The sequence below is a fragment of the Streptomyces sp. NBC_00386 genome, from assembly GCF_036063235.1.
Taxonomy (GTDB): domain Bacteria; phylum Actinomycetota; class Actinomycetes; order Streptomycetales; family Streptomycetaceae; genus Streptomyces.
In genome coordinates, this window is sequence record NZ_CP107950.1 from 3,302,013 (window position 1) to 3,326,951 (window position 24,939).

18 protein-coding genes and 2 pseudogenes are annotated in these 24,939 nt (G+C 66.6%); 8 read left to right on the forward strand and 12 right to left on the reverse strand.

Annotation, left to right across the window (positions count from 1 at the left end):
• Positions 1 to 37 precede the first annotated feature (37 nt).
• Together OG780_RS14320 and OG780_RS14325 are read right to left on the reverse strand one after the other, a co-directional pair.
• Positions 38 to 421, reverse strand: a complete 384-nt coding sequence (locus OG780_RS14320; protein WP_328448223.1) for an ATP-binding protein — start codon at positions 419 to 421, stop codon at positions 38 to 40.
• A 349-nt stretch (positions 422 to 770) separates the two neighbouring features.
• Positions 771 to 1,511, reverse strand: a complete 741-nt coding sequence (locus tag OG780_RS14325; RefSeq protein ID WP_328448225.1) for a GntR family transcriptional regulator — start codon at positions 1,509 to 1,511, stop codon at positions 771 to 773.
• Between the two features lie 133 nt (positions 1,512 to 1,644).
• On the opposite strand from OG780_RS14325, the gene OG780_RS14330 reads away from it, so the two are divergent.
• Positions 1,645 to 2,688 (forward strand): DUF1152 domain-containing protein, encoded by a 1,044-nt coding sequence (locus OG780_RS14330; protein ID WP_443062318.1) that lies wholly within the window; start codon positions 1,645 to 1,647, stop codon positions 2,686 to 2,688.
• A 375-nt stretch (positions 2,689 to 3,063) separates the two neighbouring features.
• Here OG780_RS14330 and OG780_RS14335 read toward each other — a convergent pair whose 3' ends face one another.
• On the reverse strand, positions 3,064 to 3,501 hold the full coding sequence (locus OG780_RS14335; protein ID WP_328448229.1) for a hypothetical protein: 438 nt from the start codon (positions 3,499 to 3,501) through the stop codon (positions 3,064 to 3,066).
• 588 nt (positions 3,502 to 4,089) lie between these two features.
• The gene (locus tag OG780_RS14340; protein ID WP_328448231.1) at positions 4,090 to 5,736 is read right to left on the reverse strand and encodes a pentapeptide repeat-containing protein; all 1,647 of its coding nucleotides are present in this window, start codon (positions 5,734 to 5,736) and stop codon (positions 4,090 to 4,092) included.
• A 2,592-nt stretch (positions 5,737 to 8,328) separates the two neighbouring features.
• Here OG780_RS14340 and OG780_RS14345 point away from each other — a divergent pair.
• Complete coding sequence (locus tag OG780_RS14345) at positions 8,329 to 9,579, forward strand: IS701 family transposase (protein WP_328448233.1); 1,251 nt, start codon at positions 8,329 to 8,331, stop codon at positions 9,577 to 9,579.
• Positions 9,580 to 10,261: 682 nt separating this feature from the next.
• Positions 10,262 to 10,831, forward strand: coding sequence for a hypothetical protein (locus OG780_RS14350; protein ID WP_328448235.1), 570 nt, complete (start codon positions 10,262 to 10,264; stop codon positions 10,829 to 10,831).
• Between the two features lie 175 nt (positions 10,832 to 11,006).
• Here the strand turns inward: OG780_RS14350 and OG780_RS14355 are convergent, their stop codons facing one another.
• From OG780_RS14355 to OG780_RS14385, 6 genes and pseudogenes are all read right to left on the reverse strand, one after another.
• Positions 11,007 to 11,939, reverse strand: coding sequence for a pentapeptide repeat-containing protein (locus tag OG780_RS14355; RefSeq protein ID WP_328448237.1), 933 nt, complete (start codon positions 11,937 to 11,939; stop codon positions 11,007 to 11,009).
• A 331-nt stretch (positions 11,940 to 12,270) separates the two neighbouring features.
• Positions 12,271 to 13,070 (reverse strand): IS5 family transposase gene (locus OG780_RS14360; protein WP_328458115.1). Its coding sequence is split into 2 segments (ribosomal slippage): positions 12,271 to 12,732 and positions 12,735 to 13,070, totalling 798 coding nucleotides; the frame shifts between segments, so codons are not numbered across the junction.
• A gap of 394 nt (positions 13,071 to 13,464) precedes the next feature.
• Positions 13,465 to 14,558 (reverse strand): IS630 family transposase gene (locus tag OG780_RS44645; RefSeq protein WP_443062158.1). Its coding sequence is split into 2 segments (ribosomal slippage): positions 13,465 to 14,102 and positions 14,102 to 14,558, totalling 1,095 coding nucleotides; the frame shifts between segments, so codons are not numbered across the junction.
• A gap of 660 nt (positions 14,559 to 15,218) precedes the next feature.
• Positions 15,219 to 16,202: a hypothetical protein gene (locus OG780_RS14375; RefSeq protein WP_328448241.1), complete on the reverse strand. Its 984-nt coding sequence runs from the start codon at positions 16,200 to 16,202 to the stop codon at positions 15,219 to 15,221.
• A gap of 238 nt (positions 16,203 to 16,440) precedes the next feature.
• A pseudogene (locus OG780_RS14380) lies at positions 16,441 to 16,843 on the reverse strand (tyrosine-type recombinase/integrase); the annotation flags it as partial.
• A gap of 2 nt (positions 16,844 to 16,845) precedes the next feature.
• Positions 16,846 to 17,012, reverse strand: a pseudogene (locus tag OG780_RS14385) (transposase family protein); the annotation flags it as partial.
• 1,074 nt (positions 17,013 to 18,086) lie between these two features.
• Here OG780_RS14385 and OG780_RS14390 point away from each other — a divergent pair.
• Positions 18,087 to 18,458 (forward strand): hypothetical protein, encoded by a 372-nt coding sequence (locus OG780_RS14390; protein ID WP_328448242.1) that lies wholly within the window; start codon positions 18,087 to 18,089, stop codon positions 18,456 to 18,458.
• A gap of 51 nt (positions 18,459 to 18,509) precedes the next feature.
• Here the strand turns inward: OG780_RS14390 and ku are convergent, their stop codons facing one another.
• Positions 18,510 to 19,691, reverse strand: coding sequence for a non-homologous end joining protein Ku (gene ku / locus OG780_RS14395; RefSeq protein ID WP_443062159.1), 1,182 nt, complete (start codon positions 19,689 to 19,691; stop codon positions 18,510 to 18,512).
• A gap of 62 nt (positions 19,692 to 19,753) precedes the next feature.
• Between ku and ligD the strand changes: the two genes are divergently transcribed.
• On the forward strand, positions 19,754 to 20,635 hold the full coding sequence (gene ligD, locus OG780_RS14400; RefSeq protein WP_328448244.1) for a non-homologous end-joining DNA ligase: 882 nt from the start codon (positions 19,754 to 19,756) through the stop codon (positions 20,633 to 20,635).
• 308 nt (positions 20,636 to 20,943) lie between these two features.
• Here the strand turns inward: ligD and OG780_RS14405 are convergent, their stop codons facing one another.
• Positions 20,944 to 21,747: a nuclease-related domain-containing protein gene (locus OG780_RS14405; protein ID WP_328448245.1), complete on the reverse strand. Its 804-nt coding sequence runs from the start codon at positions 21,745 to 21,747 to the stop codon at positions 20,944 to 20,946.
• 98 nt (positions 21,748 to 21,845) lie between these two features.
• Between OG780_RS14405 and OG780_RS14410 the strand changes: the two genes are divergently transcribed.
• From OG780_RS14410 to OG780_RS14420, 3 genes are all read left to right on the forward strand, one after another.
• Positions 21,846 to 22,352, forward strand: coding sequence for a protein-tyrosine phosphatase family protein (locus tag OG780_RS14410; RefSeq protein ID WP_328448247.1), 507 nt, complete (start codon positions 21,846 to 21,848; stop codon positions 22,350 to 22,352).
• Between the two features lie 252 nt (positions 22,353 to 22,604).
• A complete protein-coding gene (locus OG780_RS14415) occupies positions 22,605 to 23,597 on the forward strand; it encodes a hypothetical protein (RefSeq protein ID WP_328448249.1) in 993 nt (330 codons plus the stop codon).
• A gap of 68 nt (positions 23,598 to 23,665) precedes the next feature.
• Positions 23,666 to 24,877: an ATP-binding protein gene (locus OG780_RS14420; protein WP_328458119.1), complete on the forward strand. Its 1,212-nt coding sequence runs from the start codon at positions 23,666 to 23,668 to the stop codon at positions 24,875 to 24,877.
• The last annotated feature ends 62 nt before the right edge of the window (positions 24,878 to 24,939 follow it).

Below are 24,939 nucleotides of genomic sequence, written 5' to 3' on the forward strand. Positions count from 1 at the left end.
AGCCGCGGACACGCAGGCGCCACAGGTCGGGGTCGACTCACGGCTTCCACGCTTCGTCGATCTGGAACCACACGACGGTTCCGCCGAAGCGGCTGGGGCCGGCGGCCCAGGAGTCCGCCAGCGCGTTCACCAGGCAGAGCCCGCGGCCGTGCGCATCGCTGGCTCTGGGGTTACGGAGCCGGACGTCCGCCGGGAAGCCCGGGTTGTGGACGTCGACCCGCAGGGACTCCCCCAGGCGCGACCACTCGACCCGGACCCGCCACGGTTCTTCGGCCTCCCCGTAAAGGATCGCGTTTGTCACCAGCTCGGAGAGCATCAGTACGCAGTCATCGATCGGGCAGGCCAGGTTGTACGGGGCGGTGAACTTCCGGAACCATCGCCGGGCCCGGGCCACGGACTCGGGCACGGGATAGAGGGTCATACCCCCGATCGGCGTTGGTCCGGCAACCGCGGCTTCGGACTCTTCACGCGCATCCGCCATGAGCGCCACTACTCCCTACCAGTGCCGTCACAGTCGAGACAGCGCCGCTTGGACGTAGCACGGACGCGAGCATCGGTGGCGGAGAGCGCCAGGGCGGAGCGGGAGCCGACGTGCTTCCACCCTCGCCCCCGGCATCCACGGCAGACCGCTTCCCGCGAGACGTGCCGTAACTCCCCGCACTCCTGGCTCACGTCCGTGCCCCTTCCGGTCAAGTGGCCTTAGCCACTTACTGGATAGTGGCATTAGCCACTCGGAGCCACAAGCGGTTCTCAGAGAGAAGGCCGATTTTCTAGCTGATCGGGTAGCCCTGCTCGAACGCCCAACGCCCAGGCGGGTACGTGGCCTCGGCGAACTCAAGGGGTCGATCCTGCAGGTCGTACACCACGTGATGGACGATCAGGACAGCCGCCCCGGGCTCAAGTTCAAGGTCAGCGGCCTCGTCCTCGGTCGCCAGCCGGGCACACATCCGGTCTTCGGCATAGCTCCCCTGCCGACCCGTGACGCTCTCGACGTACATGAGCGTCCCCTCCTGGATCCGGTCAGGATCACAGAGCTTGGGCGCCTGCTCGCCGACATCGGCAGCGAACCACGAGGTGGAGATGGTGATGGGGCCCGACTCGTTCTTGGTGACCCGTCGACGATGAACAGCTCGGGTTCCAGCCGCCAGACTCAGCGCCTCGGCCACGTAGTCGGGGGCTTCCAGCCAGCCTGCAGACGTGATGACCGCGTACTCACCCGGCGTGTAGATCTTGCCGGTCTGCTTGGCACGACCATAGAGCTCCCTGGCACGCCGATTCACGGCAAGGCCCCGCACGTAAGTACCCGAACCCTGGCGCTTCTCCACCAGGCCTTGGTGACTCAGAGCCTCCAGCGACCGAGCAGCCGTGGGGCGGGAAACGTTCCAGTCTGCGGCCAGTTGACGTTCCGACGGAACCTCGTCGCCAGGCCTCAAGTCGCCTCGCAAGATCTGATCGCGGATGTGGTGGGCGATCTGGAGGTACTTGGGCTGGGTCTCTTCGATCTGCGGCATCCGAGCCCCTCCCTAAGTGGCTATGACCAGTAGCCACTATAGGGTGAGTGGCCAGCAGGGGAACCCGTACGCTGCGAGGGTGACCCGCTTGATCGTGGCAGCAGGAGGAGGGGGCGACGCAGTCGCCGCCGCAATGCTCGACGCAGCCCTCTACGGGGGTGACGACCGTCCGGCGGTGATCCTCACGTACGCGTGGGACCGCCTCTTGATCGACCCGGTGCCGGGACCCCGAGGGCCGGCGAACTTCACGGGTCTACGCCCCCTCACGCGAAGCGTCTGGACGGTTCCGGCAGATGCGAAGGCCATCGCCCCCGCGGGCTCGACACTCCCGCGCCTGGCAGCCGAACTCCCCCACACCTTCGCCCTGATCGACCCCACGCACGGCGCCGAGGGCATCACGCGCCAACTCGAAGAACTCATCGAGCACCTAGCCCCGGAGTCCATCGACCTCCTGGACGTGGGCGGCGACATCCTCGCCAAGGGCGACGAACCCACCCTCCGCAGCCCGCTCGGCGACGCCCTCACGCTGGCTGCATGCTGCCAAGTCAACTCGACTGTAAGGCTCTTGGTCGCCGGTCCCGGTTTGGACGGAGAACTCCCGGCCGAGCTTCTGGCCGACCGTATGGGCCCAGCAGCTCTGACGCTCACACCCGAGCACGTCGAACCGATCAGCTCAGTTCTTGAGTGGCACCCGTCCGAGGCAACGGCCATGTTGGCGGCAACAGCCCACGGAGTCCGAGGCCTCTGCGAAGTCAGAGACGCTGGCCTCCCAGTCCCTCTCACCGATGAGGGCCCCACGGTCCACGAAGCGGACCTGGACGAGGCTCTCACCCGCAACGAGCTCGCGCGCGCCATCCTCGCAACGGAGACTCTCACCGAGGCGGAGCAATACAGCCGCGAGGTCTGCGGATACTCAGAGATCGACTACGAGCGCAACAAGGCCAGTTGGCTCGGCAGTCAGCCGGAACAGAAGCTCGGCCCGGAAGCGACACTGCGCCAACTGGATCAGTTCGAAGCCAAGGCCCGCGAGCGCGGCATCACGCACACGACGTTCCGCAGGATCACCGAAGCCCTCGGCCTCAACGGCAAGCAGCGCCAGGACCTCAGAGCTCTGCTGCTCAGCAGCCGTCCGGAGCAGTACGCGGCTCCCCTATGGCACATCGCAGCCGAAGCCTGAGTAACAACTTTCTCTACTGGTTCAAGTGCCCGCGCGAGCGCGGGCTGGCCCTTGGGCTTTGGCCCCTCTGCGCCTTCGGCGCCGGGGCCAAGCCCTGGGCCGCAGCGAGTGCGGGCCCGAGTAGAGAACGGTAAACCCACTGATGGGCCGGTCGACTCCGAGACTTTAGGCAGCCACCATGGGGCGAGCCTCGAAGATCATGGCCCCAACGTCGTGCTTTACGGGCAGGTCCACAGACTGCCCGACTCGCCGGAAGCTTAAGGGGCCATGATCACTCGCCCCATGGCAGCTCCCGCCCAAAGTCTCGGAGCCAACCTCTCGGCGTCGTCGACCGCAGACCGTCATGCCGACCATGGGCCCGCTGGCCTTCGTGAATCAGTGCCCGTAGACGTGACCGCGTACTAGCGGGTCGTGTTCCAAGATGAAGTCGGACACCTTCCAGAACTCTGACAACCTCGGGTGCTGGAGAGCAGCCTCACGATCGAGCTTGGTGCCGAACAGAGGACCGTCGGGGTGCGCGAGCCCGGCAGTCACCAGGGTCGAAGCTGGCGTGTTCTGCCCAGCCACGGGACCGACGCGGCAGGCGAACGAAACGTGATCACCCCACTGTTCAGCTCCAGCGCCCCAGGTCCCGAAGATCACGTCTATCCACGCATCGTGATCCTTGTCCTTGTGGTGGTAGCAGTTCGCGAAGTACACGGCGTACGCGGCACCGTCAGCGTGGATGAAGTTCCACGCCCGTTCGATCGGGGCTTGGCAGCAGTCACACTGGAACTCGCGAGTCTGCCGGTCCGGGCCAAAGGTCAGTGACATGCCGGCCATCATGCGGCACGATCGATCACCCCCGAGCAGGAGCCCCGACGCCGTGCCCCTCCCGTGCCCGTTCGGTCGGGGACCAGCGGGGAGTCACGGTTGCCAGCGGACAGTGCCCACGAGAATGGCTCCTGACCGTTTTGCCTGGTCAGGAGCCATTCACCTGCGGTGGGTGTGGGATTTGAACCCACGGTGACTCGCGCCACGACGGTTTTCAAGACCGACGTCCGCGGCAGGGTAGAACCGCGCTCACCTCCACATATGCAGCACACCTGACGCCAATGAAGTGATCTGGCCCACGCATGGCCCACAGACTGCCTGCCTGCCGCCCGCTAGCCCCAGGATCCAGGTCTGTTCTGAGTCGTGATCATGCGACGGGACTGAGGCTGCGCAACCAGATGACGGCACCGCGGCAAGTGAAGTCCCCGCCATGTAGCTCTCGGGCTCCTTGTCGAAGCGTGTGGCCAGCTCTCTCCGATCTTTGATCTTGCTAATGCAGCGCTCCACGCTGCCGCGCTCCTTGTACAGCTCGGCGTCGTACGAGACCGGCAGCCCGGAAACGCTCGTGCATTGCCCGCAGCTCACTAGCTAACGCTTCACTCTGTTGCGTACTGCCATCAGGGCAAGGATGAGCAGGATCGGTTCAGCGAACCGGGAGGCCATCTCAACGTAGGTCCCGATGGTCGTCAGTCCCTCGCCCGGGGAGCGGAAGACTGCCGAGTCCATGGCCGTTCGAGTCGCACGATCAAGCCGTGGCAGAGTGAGCCAATTTTTGGGGGCGACCCCCGAGGGGTCTACGGGCGCCGTGCTAAGTCCGATCGGCTTGACGGTCAAGGTGCTGTGCTGCGTCGGGCCCGGTGCCGCGGGTAGCCCAAACATCATCAGCAGCACCACAGTCAGCACCATCGTTGCAACCAGCCAGCTCACGGCGCGGAGGGCTCGCAGGCCGTAGCCGGACAGCAACCAGTACGCCCACAGCAGGGCACGCTCGGCACGCGGGGTTCCGACCCGATCATGGCGGCGCATCTCCATTTCTCCGTAGTAGAAATCCGCCGCGCCAGGCTCGTTCTTACTGTCCTCAAGGGCTTTGCGCAATTCCCGGTACGTTGCGGCTACGTCCGCAGGAGAGAGGACATGGTCGAAGGGCGAGCCGGGGTTCCAGCCACGGGGTGGACCCGGGTTGCCGATTGCCAAGGCAGCACGCCAGCGGTGTTCTTCGGCCAGGGTACGACGGCGGGTCCACCGGGAGCGTAGTTGATAGCGCCAGAGGCGGGGACCGGCCGGAACCAAGGCGAAGGTGCAGCGGCCTTCGAGGCGGAGCTGATCTAGGTGGAAGGCGCCTGAGAAGCGGCAAGTGCTGAGGTCGATGTTCGTTAGGACCAGGTGTGCAGCGTCGGCTCCTCGAACCGAGGTCACCCGCACTCCAGTGTTAGCACCGGCCAGCGGACCCTCGTCCACTGGTTTGCCGCTGGGGTAAGTAAAGGACGTGGGATGGGCAGCGATAGCGACGGGCCAGGAGAGCACCGCGTCAGTGAGATCAACGTCAGCGTGGCGAAGGCGCACAGTCGCGGTCGACATCCACTGGGTCCGAATACAGCTGACCTTGGAGGCCAAGAGCTCAATCGTCACGGGTGCCATGAAAATGGCATTGCTCAAAACAACGCGCTTCGCCCGCAGAGGCCCCAGGTCAGACTGCACCGCGAAGGTCGCCCCAAGGAACCATGCCCAGCCGGTGACTGCGATTCCATACGACGGGATGGTGCCCTTGAACGTTGCAAAGCTGAAATCGACGTCTCTGTTGAAGGTCGCGCTACCCAAACTGACGGTGGTGCTGAATGTCGCTCGGTTGAATCCGGCATAGCCTCGGACCCGCACCCCGTCGAACCAAGCAATGTCGCTGAATGTCACCTTATAGAAGCTGGCATCAGCATTAAACGTAGCTCCCTGAAACGAGACGTCGCCGCCGAACATCGTCCTGTCGAACCTGGCGTCACCGTCGAACGTTGCCTCACTAAAACTGGCGCGGCCGATCCTGGGAACGTGGCTATCAGGGTCGCGGAGACGCAGGAGAACCGACTCGAGAAGGGCACTGGTAAAGGTGGTTCCGCGGTGATCAAGGTCAGCTCCCGGGCCGAGGCGGGCGAGGTAGCGGTGCCGCTTGCGCGCCGAGAGGTGAGCCAGACACCTGGTCGCGCCAGGGACGCGGACGCCACGACATCCGACCGGGTTGGTCACCGGGTCGGCGCCCTGCCCGCAGTGCACCCAGTGGGGCGGCTCCGGGGCGGGAGCAAGGGCCGTGCTCATGACCCATAGGGAATCGGTTTCGCCATGCCTCCCATCGTCGAGTGGCCGGCCTGGCCCCGGGCGGTGTCCGCGCGGCGGTGCTACCGGATTCACACGCCTGGCGGGGTACCCACCTCATCGTTGGTGGCGAGACGCCTTCTGACGACCGTGCCCCACCGCCGAACCGGTGCTGTACCGCAGCGAAGTACAGCAACCACCGCGACCGCAACCGACCACCACCAGCCCCAGACGACCAACTGACGTGCTCGGCAGACCTCAGCGTCCCTCACGCCCATAGTTCGCATCGAGAGGGTCAGGGCCCACCCAGTACAGAGGCTCGCGCCTACTCTAAGAACGAGCCTCTCACCATGCGATACAGCAGTTCTGCCGACACATTGAGAAGCATTATGCGGTGCATGCCCATACTCATGCCCCACTTGCCACACGTTGCAAATTGACCTCAGCCGACACCCCTGATCACCCGAAATACCCACTTCACCGCTATCTTCACCACATCGACAGAAATCTATTATTCGATTCCTGAGATGGTTCGGTTTGGCGATATTCTCCCCGAGTGCCTAACCTTGCCGGCTTGACATAGCACCATCTTCCAGATGGAGTACGCGGAGATTAGATCTGCATCGAAGGTCTCTGTCTCGCCACCTTGAGGCATCTCGCCTGCAGACATGAAAGGCATATACCCCTCACCGCGCAGTTGCCTCAAGACGGCCTGCTCCACTTTCCAGGCATCCGCTCCAGACTGGAATTCCTCGCGCTTGAAGAGGACCCAGCCTTGGCGGGCGTGATCTGAGTATCTCCTATTCCGTGCCGACGAACCCGCGATACCTATCTTCACCGCTCCCAAAGGATGCATGAGAATATAGACGTGGGCAGGAGCCGCATAGTCGAATCCAGAGACCGCACAGTATCGACACCCAGTCCCTTTTCGAACTTTACTCCAAACGGGTGTTACTTCCCGTCCACAGGTTACACAGATGCAGTGCCAAGGCTTCTCTGAACCGGGATAGGGGCCCTGTGGGATAAACCCGGTTTCCCGCATCTTTGTATCAGCATCCACTGGATCCACAGTGCGGCCCGCGCAATACTTACACCCCGCTCGCCCCACACGAACGTCGCTGAGCCGTGGATTCACGCGGCGTTGGCACTTTGTACATACACATAGCCAAGGTTTACCCGCTCCCGGATACGGATCTTTCGGTTCCAGGCCCGCACTTCGCATCACCTGAATCGCCTCGTCTGCAACGACTATCATTCCAGCACAGAATTTGCAGCCATGGCCTTTTCGGACAGTGCCAAGCATGGGAGTGACCGTGTTCCCGCATGACTCGCAGAGACATTTCCAAGGCCTACCAGAACCTGGATAGGGAACCTGCGGTATCAGCCCCCTTGAGATCATCACCAGTCTGGCATCATTTTCCGAGAGAGTTTTCTTCTTTCTCATCCTCTCCCGTCCACAAACCCTACATCCCCTACCGTTCTTGACGGTGGCATACATCGGTGTCACCACGTGACCGGATGTTGCGCAGATACTTCGCCATGGGCGAGCCGAGCCCGGATATGGCTCTTGCGGAATAAGGCCAGCTTCACGCATAACTCGTTCCGCTTCAGCCGGTATCACCACCTGTCCCGCGCAGAAGCGACACCCGCCGCCAGAGCGAATGTTTGAATACATCGGAGTTACGCGGTTACCACAATTCACGCATACGCACGGCCAAGGCTTGGTTACAAGACCAGGGTAGGGTTCTTCCGGCTCAAGTCCGGCCGCCCGCATCACTCTCTCGGCTTCGGAAGGATCAATCACGCGACCCATGCAGAACTTGCATCGCTTCCCAGCCCGAACCGTGCTCAGCGTGGGACTAGGCTCTTTTCCACATTTCACACACCTACATCTCCACGGCTTTCCCGCCCCAGGGTAGGGGTCCAATGGGATGAACCCACCGGCGCGCATTTCTTCCTCGGCTTTGGCAGGTTCCAAGACTCTGCCAGCACAAAACTTACACCCGCCTCCGGCGCGCACATTAGTCAGTATCGGTGTGACTATCTTCCCGCAGACAGTACAAACGCACTGCCATGGCTTACTTACGCCTGGATATGGAACCTGCGGATCCAGTCCTGCTTTACGCATTTCTTGCTCAGCCTTGGCAGGTTCCAAGACTCTTCCAGCACAGAACTTGCACCCACCTCCGGCACGCACATTGCTGAAGGTGGGAGTAATTGAGCTTCCGCACGCTGTACAGATGCAGTGCCAGGGTTTCTTAGACCCTGGGTACGGCTCCTGGGGCGTCAACCCCACGCTCAGCATTACTTGAGCAGCCTCTTCATGCGAATATCTCACTTGTGCCGCGCCAGGAACGCTTGCCTTCCCAGGCTGTCGCACTCGGCTAGTGCCTTATCTGCAGCGGCTGCACTGGTCAGGTCCTTGATCCTCATGGCCCACCCCTAGTAGGGCTTGGTCATCTTCACCCGTGAGTGGAGTGTCTGCTGGTGTGTGAGCGTCGTTGACGTGGTGTGACACCTGGGGAGATGGCTGAGGTCCGGGAGGACCTGGAGGCGTTCGCGGCGGGGTTGTTCGACGGGTTCTTCCGCGCGGATCAGCGGCGGTGGGGGCAGGCGTATGTACGGGGACTGCTGCTGGAGGGGCGGCGTAAATCGGTGGAGCCGATGGCGGCCCGTCTGGGTGAGGACGGCAACCGGCAGGCGCTGGCGCATTTCATCACTTCCAGTCCGTGGGATCCGGCGCATGTGCGGGCCCGGCTGGCCTGGAGGATGCACGAGGAGATCGGGGCGGAAGCGCTGATCGTCGACGACACCGGCTTTTTGAAGGACGGGGATGCCTCGGCGTGTGTGTCGCGGCAGTACACCGGCACCGCGGGCAAGGTCACCAAATGCCAGGTCGGGGTGTCGCTGCACCTGGCCCGTGAACATGCCTCGGCCGCGGTGAACTGGCGGCTGTTCCTGCCCGCGTCCTGGGATCCCGCCTCCCCGGAGGCGGATGCGGACAAGGTCGCCCGCCGCACTCGTTGTGGCATCCCCGACCAGGTGGGGCATGTGGAGAAGTGGCAGCTGGCCCTGGACATGATCGACGAGACGCGGTCCTGGGGCATCGATATTCCCCTGGTCGTCGCGGACGCCGGCTACGGTGACGCCGCCGCGTTCCGTCACGGCCTGGAGGAACGCAACCTGCCCTATGCGGTGGGCATTTCCTCCCGTCACACCGCTCATCCGGCCGCCGCCCGGCCCGTCCAGCCTGTCTACGCGGGCAGCGGCCGGCCACCGAAACTGCAGTATCCCGAGCCCGCGCAGACCGTGAAGGACCTGGTCATCGCGGCCGGGCGGGCGGCGACACGGCCGGTGTCCTGGCGGGAAGGCTCCCGGCCGGGCAAGGGGATCAGCGGCTTCAAGCGTATGTACTCGCGGTTCGTGGCCCTGCGCATCCGCCCGGCCGGACGCGGGGTCCGGCAGGCCAACGACGGTCCTGAGCTGCCCGAACGCTGGCTGCTGGCCGAGTGGCCCGCCACCGAACCCGAACCGGTGCAGTTCTGGCTGTCCAGCCTGCCCTCCGGGATGCCCCTGGCCACGCTGGTGCGGCTGGCCAAGCTCCGCTGGCGCATCGAACACGACTACCGCGAGATGAAACAGGCCCTGGGGCTGGCCCACTTCGAGGGCCGCACCTGGGGCGGCTGGCATCATCACGTCACCCTCGTCTCCGCCGCCCACGCCTTCTGCACCCTGCAACGACTGGCACGAGACCCAAAAGACGTGGTGCAGTCCTGAGCCTCTACCGGATCGTCCGCGAACTGCAGACACTCCTCGCCACCTGGACCGGCGCCTGCCCCACCTGCCACCAAGACATACCCACACCCATACGAACCTGACCAAGCCCTACTAGGTCTCGTTCAGTCACGACGAGCCTAGACAACGCCTCTGACATCAAGCTCCGAGGCAGTGGGCCGCTCCGGCAAGGCCCAGCGCTCGCGAGAATTCATGGCTGCACGCCACCAGGCCACCCGCCGCGGTCAGGTATCTGCGGGTGACGGCGACTGGGACAGAACACAGCACAGATGGATGTATCAGCATATTGCCGATTCCTTGAACGGTCGGTTGTAAGCCTCTAGTGGCACCCAGAGGGCCGTGGACTATCCGTGGACGGGTGAGCCCATCCCCTGTCGTCAAAGAGCTTTGAGCTGCATACGAGCACTAGGCAGAAGAGGCCTCCGGAGCCGTGTGCGCAGGTTCGAATCCTGCCGGGGGCACTCGCCACACAGCCAGCAAGAAACACCCGCTGAGCTGGGCGGATGCCTAGACGAGAGAGCGGGAGTCAGTCTCACTGACTCCCGCTCTTTCTCGTTGTTTCTCACTGCTCGCGCACCATCTGCGATACACGCGACACGCCTTCGGCACATCAGACAGCCGCAATCTGCTGCAGCACATCTGATCTTGCAGGGATGATGCTGCGATGGACGAGGGCAAGGCGACACTGCTCGCTGGCATAGCCGCGTTGATAGGCACCCTCGTGTCGGCAATCGCGGCGTGGCTAGCTGCCCGCTTCGGCGCGAGGCAGGGCATCAAGACAGCAAGAGCGCAAGTGGCCGCCCAACGATCAGCCGATTGGGGGCACTGGGCGCGGGAACAGCGCAGGCAGGTTCTATTGGACGTACTCGATCAGGTTGCGACAGTGGACAGCACCCTGAGCGTCGCGTCGGTCAAGCTCACTCTCGGGGAAATACCAGGAAGCGCGTTGCACGAGCAGTATTTGGAGACGCACAGCGCGATGCTGCGCAATGCCTTCCTGCTCGGTGTTTGGGGCCCAGACGAAGCGCGAGCAAGCTGTCAGGCGGTTTACGCCGTGGCGGTCCCTCTATATGACGCCTGGATCCGGTGGGAGGCTGCCACGAACGGAGGGCTCCCTATCAATGCGCATAGCGAGGCCTTCCAGAGCAGGCGTCGGGCGTTTCAGGAACAGTGGGGGAAGTTGATCAATATCACCAAGCTGGCTATGCGGGAGCCGAATGAGGGCGACTCCTAGGAGAGCCGCCTTCTGCACCTGGCACATTGGCTAGAGATCTTCAAGGGCCGAGGTTACGGCAGTTGTGAGGCGGGTCCGGTCTAGAGAGCTTCAAACGTTGGGGTACGGCCCCGAATAAGCCAGTAACGCCTAACGTGGTGTCGGTCCAAGCAGGGCGCCATGCCCTGCCATGGACTCAGTGCAGTGATGACGGCAGCCCACGCACCCCATCCAGCTTCGCCCGCGTGAGGTCCGCGTTCGTGAGGTTTGCGTAAGTCAGATCTGCGTCGGTCAAGTCCGCGTCAGTGAGGTTCGCGCCGGTCAAGTCCGCGTTGGACAGGGTTGCGCCGGTCAGTTTCGCGTGGGGCAGGAATGCCCCGGCCAGTTTCGCTCCATCCAAGCTCGCGCCGGTCAGGTCTGCGCAGACGAATTTGGATCCAGTCTCGCCGACGGTCAGCTCAAGGCAAAAATCCGCGTTGATCAGGTTCGCGCCACTCAGATCCGCCTGGCGAAGGTTCGCCTCGATCAAGTTCGCAGTAGAGAGGTTCGTGCCGGCCATCCACGCCTCACGGAGGTCCGCATTCTGCAGGTCAGCGCCGCTGAGATCGGATTCTTCAAAATTCGCTTCACGGAAGTTGATGTCGAGTTCATGGGTGTAGTAAGAGCGGAACGACCCACCCGTGGGCTTCAGGCCGCGCAGATCGGTGCGGCTCAGGTCGACCAGCGCCCCCCTGTCACGACCGGGGCGGCGGTTGGCCAGCACGTTCATCACGGCCTGGACATCGGCACGCGGCGAGTGTTCTGTCGCCGTGGTCTGTGTTTTCTTGGTGCCACTCGCCGGAAGGGGGGCGTTCTGGCGTACGTACGCGGACAGGACCGAGACGACCGTGGGATGGTCGCGGGCGGAGTCCTGCATGATGCGCTCGAGGCCATAGATTCCTCCCAGGCGCACGTCCCTGGATTCTGATCCCAGATTTCTGACCGCGGCGTTGAACCGGTTGGTGATCTGCCCTTGCTCCCCGATCTGTAGTTCCTTGCGGGTCTGATCCACCTGCATCCAGGTGAACAGCAGCGCGGCCAGCGCAGCCAGCCCCGGCAAGCTGACCGCCACCAATCCGACCCACTGCATGTGGTTACCGCCTGTGGTACCTCCCGCCCCAAACCGGCGGTTCCTCTGCCGTCGGCGTTGCCCCGCAGCACGCCGACGTGCGATCCGGCGGAGCCGTCCGATGCCTAGGTTCCCAGTCACTCCCCCATGGCACCCCACATGGGCAGAAGCCGCCACACCGCCGAGAACACGAACAAGCGTTCACGTGCCGGAACGTCTGCCCCGCAGAGCTGGCTCGGCAACGATCCATCCGACTATCCAGCTAGGACGGCTGACAAGCCCTGGGTCTGTCGAGTCTCAGACGTCTCCCTCTTCCTCCAGGTTCTTGCTGATCTTCGCGTTAGAAGTCATCTCATTTGGTGAGTCGGCGGTAGCAGATGAGGGTGCAGGCGATGGCGGCGAAGGCGAGGAAGTGTTCGGCTTTGCGCTCGTAGCGGCGGTGGAGTCTGCGGCAGCCGGCGAGCCAGGCGACGGACCGTTCTGCGACCCAGCGGTGGCGGCCCAGGTGGGTGGAGGACTCGATGCCGCGCCGGGCCAGGCGATGGGTGATGCCCCGGCTGCGGAGCCATTGCCGCAGGTGGCGGTAGTCGTACCCCTTGTCGCCGTGCAGCTTGCCGGGCCTGCGGCGGCGCGGACCGCGTCGCGAGCGGATCGGCGGGATGCCCCGCACGAGCGGCTCCAGGCCCTGACTGTCGTGCATGTTCGCACCCGAGATGCCGACCGACAGGGGCAGCCCGGTCCGTTCGGTGATCAAGTGGATCTTCGACCCGTACTTGCCGCGATCCACAGGATTCGGACCTGTCAGATCCCCCTTTTCGTGGCCCGCATGTTCACCGAGTCGATCACACAGCGGGACCAGTCCAGTTCCCCGCGGGAACCGAGTTCGTCCAGGACCAGGCGATGGAGTTTCGCCCACACCCGGGCCTTGGACCACTCGGCGAAACGCCGGTGGGCTGTCGCTCCCGACGGCCCGAACGAGGCGGAGGGCAGCTGCTGCCACGTGCAGCCCGACGTGGCCACGAACACGATCGCGGCCAGCACCTCCCGGTCCCCGTGCCGACGCCGACCGCCTCCCTGAGGCCGACTCGGCGCCTCCGGCACCACCCGCTGGAACAACTCCCACAACTCATCCGGCACCAGCCGCTCAACGATCCCCACACCGGAAGCCTACCGAACACTCCAAATGAGATGACTTCTAACTCGAACCAGCGCTCTACGGTGGATACTTCGCGGACCAGGGCAATATGAGTGCGCCAGATCTGCTCGTCGATGGCGTGGGCGGCATGGGCGATCTCATGGTCGGCCACGAGACTCACCATGGCCAAAGCGTCGTTCCATGAACGCCAGTTGATAGCCGAAACCGCGCCAACCGGCTCGCCCACTGGCCGTCCCCGAGCCTCCCGAGACAACTGGCTTAAAGCAACCAGGACGGCGGCGGACTCCCGCAGGACCTGAGCACAAGCATCCGTCTGCCGCTCCCACGACCGCTGCCCTCGCTGGACCCTGCTGCTCACAGCCGAGCCAGAAAAAACGCCCAGCAGAGTTGTTACTGACCTTTTCGGATTGGTTTCGGGGCGTCTGAGGTGAGGGTCAGTCCGGTCTTGGTGAGGCAGCCGTCGATGAGTTCGGGGTGGCGCTGGATGTGGGCGAGGCCTCGGCGGAGGGTTCGGGTGAGGTGGTCGGGGTCGGTGAATGCGGTGTTGGCCATCCACCCGCGCCGCAGCAGGGACCAGATGCCTTCCACGGGGTTCAGGTCCGGGCTGTAGGAGGGCAGCTGGATGACGGTGAGCCAGTCGTGGTCGGCCGCGTACTTCCTCATCCCGGCGGCACGATGGGTGTTCAGATTGTCCCAGACGACCACGATCGGGGCGCCGAGCTGCAGGTGCGCGCGGACCAGGAGGTCGCGGTAGTCCTGCCAGGCAAAACTCTTGCGTGCGCCTTTGAGGAGCGGGTGGAAACGGGGCCGGTAGATCAGCCGGGACCGTTCGCCGGGCCGGTAGCAGCACAGTGCGGCGACCGAGATCCGTCGCCGGGAGCGTCCCCGCACCCGGACCACGGGAGTCTGTCCGCGCCGGCCCCAGGTGTGGGCGCGTGGCGGCGTCATCGCGAACCCGGCCTCGTCCTCGAAGACGATGAAGGCTCCGAGCGCCGCCGCGGTGCTTCCACCTGCGGCCACACGTCCTTCTTCCACAGCTCGACCGCATGCTCGTCGCGTTCCAGCGCCCGACGGGCCGGACACTGCCACGACCAGCCGTGACGGTGCAGCAGCCGCCACACTCCCGCGACCGAGCAACTGACCTGGAACTGGCGGCCGATCAACGTTTGGACGCGTTCCAGGGTCCACCGCTGATCTTCCCAGCCATGCACGGCCGGCCCTTTGCCCAGCTCCGTCTCCAGCAGGGCGAACCGCTCGTCCGACAGCTTCGGCAGCTTCGCGGGCCCCTTCGACCTCAGACCCTCCACGCCGCCCTCACGCCAGTTGCGGCGCCATTGCTCCACCGAACGCTCGCTCACCCGCAGGCCCTTGGCGATGTCCGAAGTCCGGTCACCCCGTGCGAACCTCTGCCCGGCCTCCAGCCGGACCTCCTCACGCGCAGCCCGCCGCTCAGCGGTCAGACCCCCACCATCCGCATACCGCATGACACCGGCATACCGCAGGGATCACCCAACGTCACCACCCGAAGGCAACCCGAAAAGGTCAGTAGTACGGCACCGCCCGTGGTGGCGATGAAGCTCCAGTCGATGCTCATGCCTCACAGTCTCAGGGTTACACCCGGCTCTCGGAAGAATCTCGGTTCCCCCAGCCGCGACCGCGCGATGAGTGACGCGTCATCACCTCCGACGGTGACTCTGTGAAGTGGGTCGCCGGATCTTCGAGCGTGCTGCCCCGACTCCGTCATCCCTCCCACCCAGCAGTCGTGTGAGAAGCGTGTGAGCGAGATGAGGCGTCACGGCCCGTTGCGGCGTCCGCGCAGCTCAGCGCCGCATTCGCACATCTCATACGCATGCCCTCCGGAACCGTGTGCGCAGGTTCGAATCCTGCCGGGGGCACCCCTCATAAGGTGCCCAAAGACCCCGTCACCAGCGAAACGCTGAGGCCGGGGTCTTCGCGTATGTGCAGGTAGATACAGCCCGAGGCGGCTCTATGTCGGGGTCCGTGGACGAGTGTGGACGGGATCTTGAGGCATCGGCCCCGGTCGTTGGGCGTAAAGAGCGGGCCCGCCCCTCCGCCGCCTCCGTCCTCTGCCCCGGATCACCGGTCACTGACGGCCGTACCCCGTCGATGTGCCCGCTCCGCGGTCAGGACGTGCAGCCGGGGACCGAGCCGACAGGCCGGCAGTTGTTGGGGGTGTTGTCGACGATCCGGCTGTCGACGAGGTTCAGGACGCTGGGGGACGGCGCTTGCCAGATGCCGCCGCCGTTGAGCGCACTGTTGCGCTGCACCACTGTTTTCGTCAGCGTGCTGGTGCCGTCGTTGGCGATACCGCCGCCCATCTGGCCCGCGCGATTGTCGGCGATGGTCGTCGAGGAGATGTCCATCGGGGCGCGGTCGTTGTAGATTCCGCCGCCCTGCTCGAAAGCGCGATTGCCGCCGATGTACGACTTCTTGATGGTCAGAGAGGCCCCGGCGGTGAAGATGCCACCCCCAAGTTGCGTAGCCTGATTCCGCTCCACTTTGGTGTTGTCGAGCAGGGTGGTGCTGCGCGGCCCGTTGTAGATGGCGCCTCCCCGCTGTGCCGCGCTGTCCCGCAGAACGCTGTCATGGACTTCGAGGGTGCTGCCCTGGTTGACGAAAATGGCGCCCCCTTGGTTTGCCGTGCTGTTGGTCACCGTGCTGTGCCGGAGGATGAGCGTCCCTCCGTCGGTGGGCAGGTAGGTGCCGGCGTAATCGAGATAGCCGCCACCAGTCGCCGTGACACCGTCCACGGTCAGGCGCCCATTGGGACCGTCGATCTCCGCGATGCGGAAGCCATCGGCGACGTCGGGGTCCCGTCGGATGGTGGTGTTGTGACCCAGCAGGGTGACGGTGCCCGTGATCTGCGGCAGGGCGTTTGCGCCGAGCCCCCCTGTGGACGCGGGGGTTGTGACGTTGTAAACGCATTTGGGCGCCAGCCGGATGGTGTGCGGTCCGGTGTTGTTGTTCGCGGCGACGATCGCATTGTTGAGCGCGGTGACATCACAGGGGATGGACACCTGGGGTTCCGCGCTTGCCGCGCTTCCCATGCCGAGCACAGCAGCGATTGGCACAGCCAAGACCACGGGGCTGAGTTGACGTCTGAGCATGCCTTCTCCAGGTCGCATTACGTGATCAATTGATCACCCTTAGCGACCATGACCAGTTTTCCGCGAGCCCGCAACCTGTCATTCGCGGCAAAGGCACGACCGGCAGCCAGGTACCGACACGCCCCAGCCGGCGTGTGCGGTCGGCACGTCGACGGGCGCACCACCGGTGGTGGCACAGGCCGAAGGCGGCTGGGAAGCCGGTGGGTACGGAGGGGTGACCGCAGGTTCGTGCCGTCAGTCACTCGTACTCGCGAAGCAGGTCCTCGATACGCCGGTTGGCGACGTCCTGCCGCCCGTCGAGACACTTCGCGTAGCGGGTCAGCAGGACCTCCACGCTGTTGCCGGCGGGAGAGCGAAGAGCCGAGCCTCCTGCCAGACGCGGTAGCAGGTGGAGGACGGAAGGGCCGAACCCTTCTCGCTGAAGAAGAGCCGCCCGTCGTCTGCCGTGCCGAAGGTCGCCGAGTGCTCGCGGAATGTGGCTACGAGGTGAGGCGGGACAGATACCCGCCTGACGTCCTCGGTCGGTCGGTTCTTGAGCCCGCGGTCGTCGTGGGTCTCCCCCGAGTCGGTCCACTGCTTGCCGAGCGACGGACGAGCCGATGGAGCAAAGCCGATCCCCAGCCCTGCTCGGGAAGGCTCAGTGGACCTGGATCTCCGCGGCATCCAGCCGGAGCTCGACACCCTCAGCCTGGGTGTAGGCAAACACGTCCTCCAACGTGCGAAGACGCAGGCCGGCACGGACGGCCCGGTGATCGTCGGGCAAAGGACGCCGAACAGCGCACCCAAGATGGCGTGAGGCAGATCGTGCCGCGCAATCACGCCCCTCGCCAGGGAATGCCCACCCGTTATCACGCGCCGACTCGTAACTGCGTGACAACGCCAGCGGACGAGCGCTGACGGTTTCGGACCATCAGCGCAGGACAGCGGCAGACCGGACCAGGGGCGAAGCCCCGCCCCGGTTGCTTCGGAACGAAGAGGTCGCAAGCCCTCCAAAGGGCCACAGACAAAGCCTAGTGAGCCACCAACAGGATGACGGACGGCTGCTCGATCACCTCGATCAGCACGGAATCCGTGTGACCTCAAATTCTGCCGTATGGCGTCTAAATCCAGGGATGACCGATCCGACGAACTGAAGCATCTCTTCCTGCCCCGCCGGCAAAGCACTGCTGGTGGCGTAGAGAGTTCCGATGCGTCTTCCCTCTGCAACGACGTGTACCTGCACGGAGAACCTGGCCCGCGTGGCTCCGGTGTTCACCGTGGTGGCCACTGATACAGCCTGCCCGTCGTTGACATGGGGAGGCCCAGCTGTCCTCAGCGCCCAGCCTTCACCTCGGATCGTCAACGACTCTTCAAGATCCCGAATTTTTCGTTCACGCCAACTACGCAGGCCCATGCGCAACGGCCTCCCTCTTCCCCGGCTGTTGCCGTCTTCGGGATCATTCAATCTGGCACCGGCCCGGACGACAACAGTGTTCGAAACGCCTTCGCCAGGTCGCGGACACCCCTGAACGATCCGTTCGCGGTAGAGCAGCGGACTGCACAACCAACTCGACTGCGCCCGGCGGCACCAGCCTCCATATCTCGTCGGCGCCACCGGCCGTGTTCGCGCCGCGGGGACCAGATGCGTGCCATCGGGTTCCGCCTCGGCGCGTGGTCCTCGTCTTGCAGGAGCGTGGTCCACCGACGCCGTCGTAACCATGCCGCAGGTACGTGCGCACGGCGTGCGGCGTCGGGGGTGGTGGGCATGCCCGGTCGGGGATGCGGTGCTGGTTCCTGGGGAGATGAGGCGGGATGCGGTCCTGGCTGGGGCAAGGGATCTTTCAAAGACCCCAGTCCCGGGCCCACTTGGAGGCGCTCAAAAGGCTCCGGCCCGAGCCGAGGGACATGTACGCCCACGACTACCTGTACGAGTGTCTGAGCGTGCTCGACTCCAAGGCGCAGGTATTGCTCGCTTACGACGGTTTTCTCGTCGCGGCCGCCACGGTCGTTCTGACCGTCCTTCCCGGCGGTGCCGGTTCGACGGCCCTTCTGGTCGCGGCCCTCGTCGCGAGTGGCCTGTCCGGAGTGCTGAGCCTGATGGTCGTTTCGGTGCACTGGACCGACGCGTACGACTTGGAGCACCCGAACGAGATCTTCCCCCGGCTGCTGGAAGTCCGTAATCACCGGACGCTCAGCCACCGCCTTTCCTGGGCGATCGCCCAGGTCGCCTCGCTTCTGCTCGTGTGCGGCGTGCTCGTACATCTGCCGGGGTGGTAGGGGGTCGGCTTCGAGGCCCCTCCGAACGTGGTGAGGGGCCCCTGCCCGTCCTCACGCCGACGCCCGTTTGCGTGTGGTCGACTTCTTCGCGGGCGTCTTCTTCGTGGCGGTCTTCTTGGTCGCCGTCCGGGAGGAGGCGGCTGTGTCGGCGGACTGTTTCGCGGCCGTCCCGGTGGCCGGCTTCGCCTTCGTCGTCCGGCTCGTCCGGCCTTCCGTCGTCCGGTTCTGCGTCGTCCGGTTTCCCGTCGTGGACTTCTTTCCCGCCGTCGACTTCGTCGTCGACTTTCTCGGCGTGGTCTTCTTCGCCGCGGTCTTCTTCGCCGTCGACGTCGACTTCTTTCCGCCGACATCCTTGGGTGCCGTACGGGCCGACCCGCGGGCCCGCGTCTTGCCGCTCCGCAGCTCGGTGACCTCGGCGTCCTCACCGGTCCCGGTGGCCTTCCCGGACTCGCCGCCCCGCGATTCCTCGGCCGCGCGCACGCTCTTCTCCAGGGCCGCCATCAGGTCGAGCACCTTGCCGCCGGCCTCCTCCCCGGACGGGGCGGCAGGCGCTTCGTGGCCCTCGGCCTTGGCGGTGACGAGTTCCTCCACTGCCTCGCGGTAGTCGTCGTGCAGGTCTTCGAGGTCGACCTCGCCGAGGGTGTCCATCAGTGCGTCGGCCAGGTCGAGTTCCTTGTCGCGGACCGTGATGGCCGTGTCCGGGGCGACCTCGTCGGTGGCACGGATCTCGTCCGGCCAGAGCAGGCCGTGCATGGCGATGACGTCGTCGACGACGCGCAGCATGCCGAGCCGCTCCCGCCCGCGCAGCGCGAACTTCGCCACGGCGACCTTCTGGCTGCGTTTGAGGGCCTCGCGCAGCAGGATGTACGGCTTGGCGGCGGGGACGCCGTTCGCGGCCAGGTAGTACGCCGTGTCCATCTGGAGCGGGTCGATGCGGTCCGCCGGGACGAAGGCCACGATCTCGATCGTCCGGGTGGTCGGGATGGGCAGCGAGGCCAGGTCCTCGTCCGTGATCGGGATCAGGGTTCCGTCCACGTCCTCGTAGGCCTTGCCGATCTCCGCGGTCGAGACCTCGCTGTCCTCCAGTTCGCAGACCCTGCGGTAGCGGATGCGACCGCCGTCGTCGAGGTGGATCTGGCGGAAGGAGATCGCGTGGCTCTCGGTGGCGTTCATGACCTTGATGGGGATGCTCACCAGGCCGAAGGAAATGGCGCCGTTCCAGATGGATCGCACGTTCAGCACCCTTCAGATCACTTTGAGCAAGGTTTGTGCCGTTTTCGTGGGATTGTCATCGTATGACGCCGATCACGGAGGTGGAGGGCAGGAGGCTCGCGCTCACCAATCTCGGCAAGGTCCTCCACCCGGCCACCGGATTCACCAAGGGCGAGGTGCTGCACTACTACGCCACGGTGGCGGAGGTGCTCCTCCCCCATCTGCGGGACCGGCCGGTCTCCTTCCTGCGCTATCCCGACGGTCCCGACGGGCAGGTCTTCTTCACCAAGAACGTTCCGCCGGGTACACCCGCCTGGGTCACCACGGCCGAGGTGCCGCGCACGGAGGGACCCGCGCGCATGGTCCTCGTGCAGAATCTGGCCTCGCTCATGTGGGCGGCGAACCTCGTGACGGAGTTCCACACGCCGCAGTGGACGATCGGCACGCCCGGGATCGCCGACCGGATCGTCTTCGACCTCGATCCGGGCGCGCCCGCCACGGTCGTGGAGTGCTGCGAGGTGGCGCTGTGGCTGCGCGAGCGGCTGGCCGCCGACGGGATCGAGGCGTACACGAAGTCGTCCGGGTCGAAAGGGCTCCATCTGCTGGCCTCCGTCGCGCCGACGCCGTCCGCCGACGTCAGCGCGTACGCGAAGGAGCTGGCCGTGGAGGCGGAGAAGGCGCTGCCCCGGCGGGTCGTGCACCGGATGACACGGAACCTGCGCCCGGGAAAAGTGTTCGTCGACTGGAGTCAGAACGCCGGCCGCAAGACGACCGCCACTCCCTACACGCTACGGGCCCGGGCGGAGCCGACGGTGTCCGCACCCGTGACCTGGGACGAGGTCGAGGGATGCGGGTCGCCGGCTCAACTCGCCTTCCAGGCAACGGACATCCCGCCCCGCATGCAGGACTTCGGCGATCTCCTGGCCCCGCTTTTCGACCCGGAGCACGCCGGGCGGCTGCCATGAACGCCGGGGCGTGCCGGGCGGCTGCCATGAGGGCTGGGACGCAAGGCGAGAGACGCGGGGGTGCAAGGCGAGGGGCGCAAGGACGAGGGGTGTGGGGCGCCAGGAGAGGGGTGGGAGGCGCCGGGTGCGGAGTGCGGCGGGCGCGAAGGGCTGGGCGCCGCCCGCCCAGCCCGGCGCCGCACGCCGAGCACCGCGCACCCGGCGCCGCACGCCGAGCATCGCGCACCGGTCGCCGAGCACGGATCGACACCCCGGTCCGACAGCCCCGTTCCCGGTTCACATCCGCAGCCACGTACGCCGCCCCCGCTTCACACCCGCAGCCATGTGTGCCGGTCCCTGGCCATCGCGTGCAGGGCCTCCACGTCCGCCGGTTTGAGCACCCCGCCGAGCCGCCCGAGGTCCGCGATGTCGGTGTCCCGCAGGACACGGACCTCACGGGGAGGAGTCGGTGTGTCCAGGCGCGCGGGGCCGACCACGGCGAGGACGGCGTGGACCTCGGCGGTCAGGGCATGGGACGCGCGGTCGGCGTCGGCCCGGATCCGGCGGAGCAGCGGACGTGATTCGCGACGGCCTACGGTGACCATCGGGTCGGTGATCAGGACGCGCTGCTTGTGGGCGTGCAGGGCGTACAGGGAGAAGAGACCGGCGGGGCCGATCAGCAGGTGATGGATGCGGTCGCCGCCCGGGAGCGGAACCGAGTGCAGGACGTGCAGGCCCCCTCCCTCCAGCCGGTCGAGGGCCGCGCCGACGGTCTGCTCGGCGGCGAGCGCGCGGCGCCGCGGGTCGGGGCGCAGCCGGTGCGCCGGGCCGGGGTCCCGGTCGAGGTCGATCAGCAGGGCCTCGCCCGGCCGGTTGGGCGCGAGGTCGTCGTCCGGGTGGAGCGTCAGGCGGGCCAGCTCGGCCGAGGTCGGCACGGGCGGTGGTCCGACCGTCACCGGGCCGGTCAGGAACGGGCGCAGAACGCCGAGCACGTCCTCGCGCCGGTCCTCGCTGAGCAGATTGACCCTGGCCGTGTCACGGTCGTACCAGGCGACGCTCCTCCCGTCGGTCAGGCACACGTACAGGCGCTCCTGTCCGTGGCGCCGGGCCGGTACGACGCGCAGTCCGTTCATGCCCATCACCCCACGACCATGGGAACAGGCGGGGTGCTCCAGGGGCAAGAACCCGGTTACCTTTGGCAGGAGTTGGGGCAGTTGGGTGGGAGGCGCCGTTGCGAACTCGCAGAAGGTATCCGGATGTTCCGTCCCCGGACAGCCCGTGGAGTGAGATCGTGCCCGGCCTGTGGATGGGCGGCCACGAGTTCACGGGACGTTCGGGACAGCCGCAATCCGTCGTCGTGAACGACGAGTTCGACCTGGTGCTGACGCTGCTGCGGCAGCCGGGGCACGGGCCCGACCCGGGGGTCGAGCATCACGTGTGGCCGATACCGGACGGGCCGCTGGACGGTACGCAGCTCACCGGGGTCATGCGGCTCGCGCGGGCCGCCGACGACGCGCTGGAGGACGGGCGCCGGGTGCTCGTCCGCTGCCATCACGGGTACAACCGCTCGGGGCTGGTCGTCGCGCACGCGCTCGTCCTGTCGGGGTACACCGCCGACGACGCGATACGGCTGATCCGGGCCCGGCGCTCGCCCTGGGCGCTGCACAACGAGCTGTTCGTGGAGTACCTGCGGGCCGGGCTCCCCACGGCACGTCTTCTCGAAGAACTCGCGGAGTAGCCGCCAGGGGCAGGCCCTGCCGCGGTGAGGAGAGGAATCTCGGAGTCGTGATCATCCATGCGGTGCGGACAAAAAGGATTTCTGGATGAATAAGGGGTACAGGGTGGCCGGTCGTCCGGTGTCGTGCCCGGCCGCCCGGGGCGTGCCCGTCCTCGGCGGTCACCCCGTGGACGACCTCTACTTCTTCGCCGGTCTCGTGCGGTAGCGGCGCGGCAGCGCCCGCGGACGGGGCGGCCCGGACACGGGAGCGCAGTGATCCCCAGCCGCCTCGCGCGAGGGCACCGGCCCCGGCCCCGGCCCCGGCCCCGAGGAACCGGTCACACCGGAGGGACCGGGGGGACCGGGGGGACCGGGGGGACCGGGGGGACCGGGGGGACCGGGGGGCCCGGGGGGACCGGGGGGCCCGGCGGGCCCGGTCGCGTTCTCCTCGGGGCCGCGGTCGCCGCCGTACTGGCGACGGCCCTGGCGGGCTGCGGCGACTCCGGGGATCTGCACAGCGCGGGCGCGACCCCCACCGCGGTCGGCCCGACCCGGCTGTGGCCTCAGCTGCCGCCCGCCGCGACGCCCGCGATCGACTACGGCGAGGCGGACACCGAGACGGTCAAGGGCGTCACGGCTCCCGGCGACGACATCCACGCCCTGGATCCCGTCACGGTCGTACGCGCCGAGGTCGCGGCCCATCCGGACGAGTACACCGGACCCCACGCGGCGTACGCCGAGACCGCGCGGCTGCTCGAGGACTGCGGGCAGCCGGGCGCGCGCGGCCGCAAGTGCCCGGTCCTGCGGGCGTACTACCGCGATCTCACCGGTGACGGGAAGGCCGACATGGTGCTCGGCATCCGGTTCCCCGCCCACCAACTGGCGGTACGGGTGTACACGTTCCTCGGCCACCGGCTCGTGCAGGTCATGGGGACCGCGGACAGTGTGGTGAGCGTGGAACTGGCGGGCCGCGACGTGATCATCCGCTCGCCCTCGACACTGCCCGGCTACGAGTTCCGTACGGTCTGGTCCTGGGACCCGCACCAGAACGCGATGCTGGCGGCCCGCGACGAGATCCTGCGGGTCGGACCGCCGGCACCGACGACATCACCCACCCCGGCGCGGTCCCCCTCCGCACCCGCACAACAGGCCTCTCCCTCCGCACGGCAGGCCTCCCCCGCGATGCCCCCTGCACCGTCCCCCTCCACACGGCAGACCTCCCCCTCGGTCCACCCTGCGCCCTCCCCTGCCGCGAGCACCCCGTGAGACGGTCGCTGCGCCTGCCGCGATGGACCGCCGGCCTCACCTGGAAGGCGGCCGCGTTCATCGCGGTGATGTGCTGCTGTCTCGTCGCCCTCCTCGGCGCCCTCGTGCATGTCTCGGTGACCGACCAGACCGTCGGCGAGGCCCGCGAGCGCGCGCTCGACCGGCTCGCCGACGTCACGGCGGCCTACGAGGCGGGCGACCGGCTGCCGCCGGACGCGGGCGTCGAGCCTCCCGGGCTGCCCGCGCGGCTGCGGGAGCTGGCGGTGGACGGGAAGCGGGGCACGATGGTCGGCGAGCACGACACGCACCCCACGATGTGGGCGGCCGGGCCCGCGGGCGGAGGGCGCGCGCTGGCCGTCCGGTTCGACTACGCCCAGGGCGCGCACGCCATCGACGCCCTGGACCGGGCGATCGTGTGGTCGTCGGCCCTGGCGATCGGCGTGACACTGCTGGTGGGGGTGTTCGCGGTGACCCGGGTGACGCGCCGGCTGCACGCGACGGCGCGGGTGGCGCGCCGGATCAGCGCGGGTGACCTGGACGCGCGCGTCGACGACCCGCGCGCCCAGGATCCGTCCCGCCCGCAGGACGAGGTGGCCGCGGTCGCCGGCGCGCTCGACACGATGGCTTCGTCGTTGCAGGGCAAACTGCTGAGCGAGCAGCGGTTCACGGCGGACGTGGCGCACGAGCTGCGCACTCCGCTGACCGGGCTGCACGCGGCGGCCGAACTGCTCCCGCCGGGGCGGCCGACCGAGCTGGTGCGCGACCGGGTGGCGACGCTGCGCACGCTCACCGAGGACCTGCTGGAGATCTCCCGGCTGGACGCCCGCAGCGAGCGCCTGGAGCTGGACTCCGAACCGCTGGTGCCGCTGGCCGAACGGGTGGTGCGCGCGTCGGGGACCGACACCGCGGTCCGGGTGGTGCGGGGCGTACGCGTGGAAACCGACCGGCGGCGGCTGGAACGGGTGCTCGGGAATCTGGTGGCGAACGCCCACAAGCACGGCAGGAGGCCGGTGGTGCTGACCCTGGACGGCCCGGTCGTCACCGTCCGGGACCACGGAGACGGTTATCCCGGCTACCTCGTGGAGCACGGCCCGCAACGCTTCCGTACCGAGGGCGGCGCCAAGGGCCACGGACTGGGCCTGACGATCGCGCTCGGCCAGGCGGAGGTCCTGGGTGCGCGTCTGGAGTTCGCCAACGCCCCGGACGGCGGTGCGCTGGCGACGCTGACGCTCCCTCAGGACGGACGGCGGGAGCCGGGCCTCCCCGATGGCGGAGTGTGAACTGCGCTCCCGGGCTCCCGATCCTAATGTGGCGATAAGTCAGCTTCACCCCCTTCCTGGAG

Coding starts and splice junctions, on each gene's coding strand:
- OG780_RS14375 (WP_328448241.1), bottom strand. CDS start 16,202: ATGCTCAGACGTCAACTCAGCCCCGTGGTCTTGGCTGTGCCAATCGCT.
- OG780_RS14345 (WP_328448233.1), top strand. CDS start 8,329: ATGGCTGAGGTCCGGGAGGACCTGGAGGCGTTCGCGGCGGGGTTGTTC.
- OG780_RS14350 (WP_328448235.1), top strand. CDS start 10,262: ATGGACGAGGGCAAGGCGACACTGCTCGCTGGCATAGCCGCGTTGATA.
- OG780_RS14335 (WP_328448229.1), bottom strand. CDS start 3,501: ATGTCACTGACCTTTGGCCCGGACCGGCAGACTCGCGAGTTCCAGTGT.
- ligD (WP_328448244.1), top strand. CDS start 19,754: ATGACGCCGATCACGGAGGTGGAGGGCAGGAGGCTCGCGCTCACCAAT.
- OG780_RS14325 (WP_328448225.1), bottom strand. CDS start 1,511: ATGCCGCAGATCGAAGAGACCCAGCCCAAGTACCTCCAGATCGCCCAC.
- OG780_RS14320 (WP_328448223.1), bottom strand. CDS start 421: ATGACCCTCTATCCCGTGCCCGAGTCCGTGGCCCGGGCCCGGCGATGG.
- OG780_RS14390 (WP_328448242.1), top strand. CDS start 18,087: ATGTACGCCCACGACTACCTGTACGAGTGTCTGAGCGTGCTCGACTCC.
- OG780_RS14420 (WP_328458119.1), top strand. CDS start 23,666: ATGTGCTGCTGTCTCGTCGCCCTCCTCGGCGCCCTCGTGCATGTCTCG.
- OG780_RS14405 (WP_328448245.1), bottom strand. CDS start 21,747: ATGAACGGACTGCGCGTCGTACCGGCCCGGCGCCACGGACAGGAGCGC.
- OG780_RS14330 (WP_443062318.1), top strand. CDS start 1,645: ATGCTCGACGCAGCCCTCTACGGGGGTGACGACCGTCCGGCGGTGATC.
- OG780_RS14355 (WP_328448237.1), bottom strand. CDS start 11,939: ATGCAGTGGGTCGGATTGGTGGCGGTCAGCTTGCCGGGGCTGGCTGCG.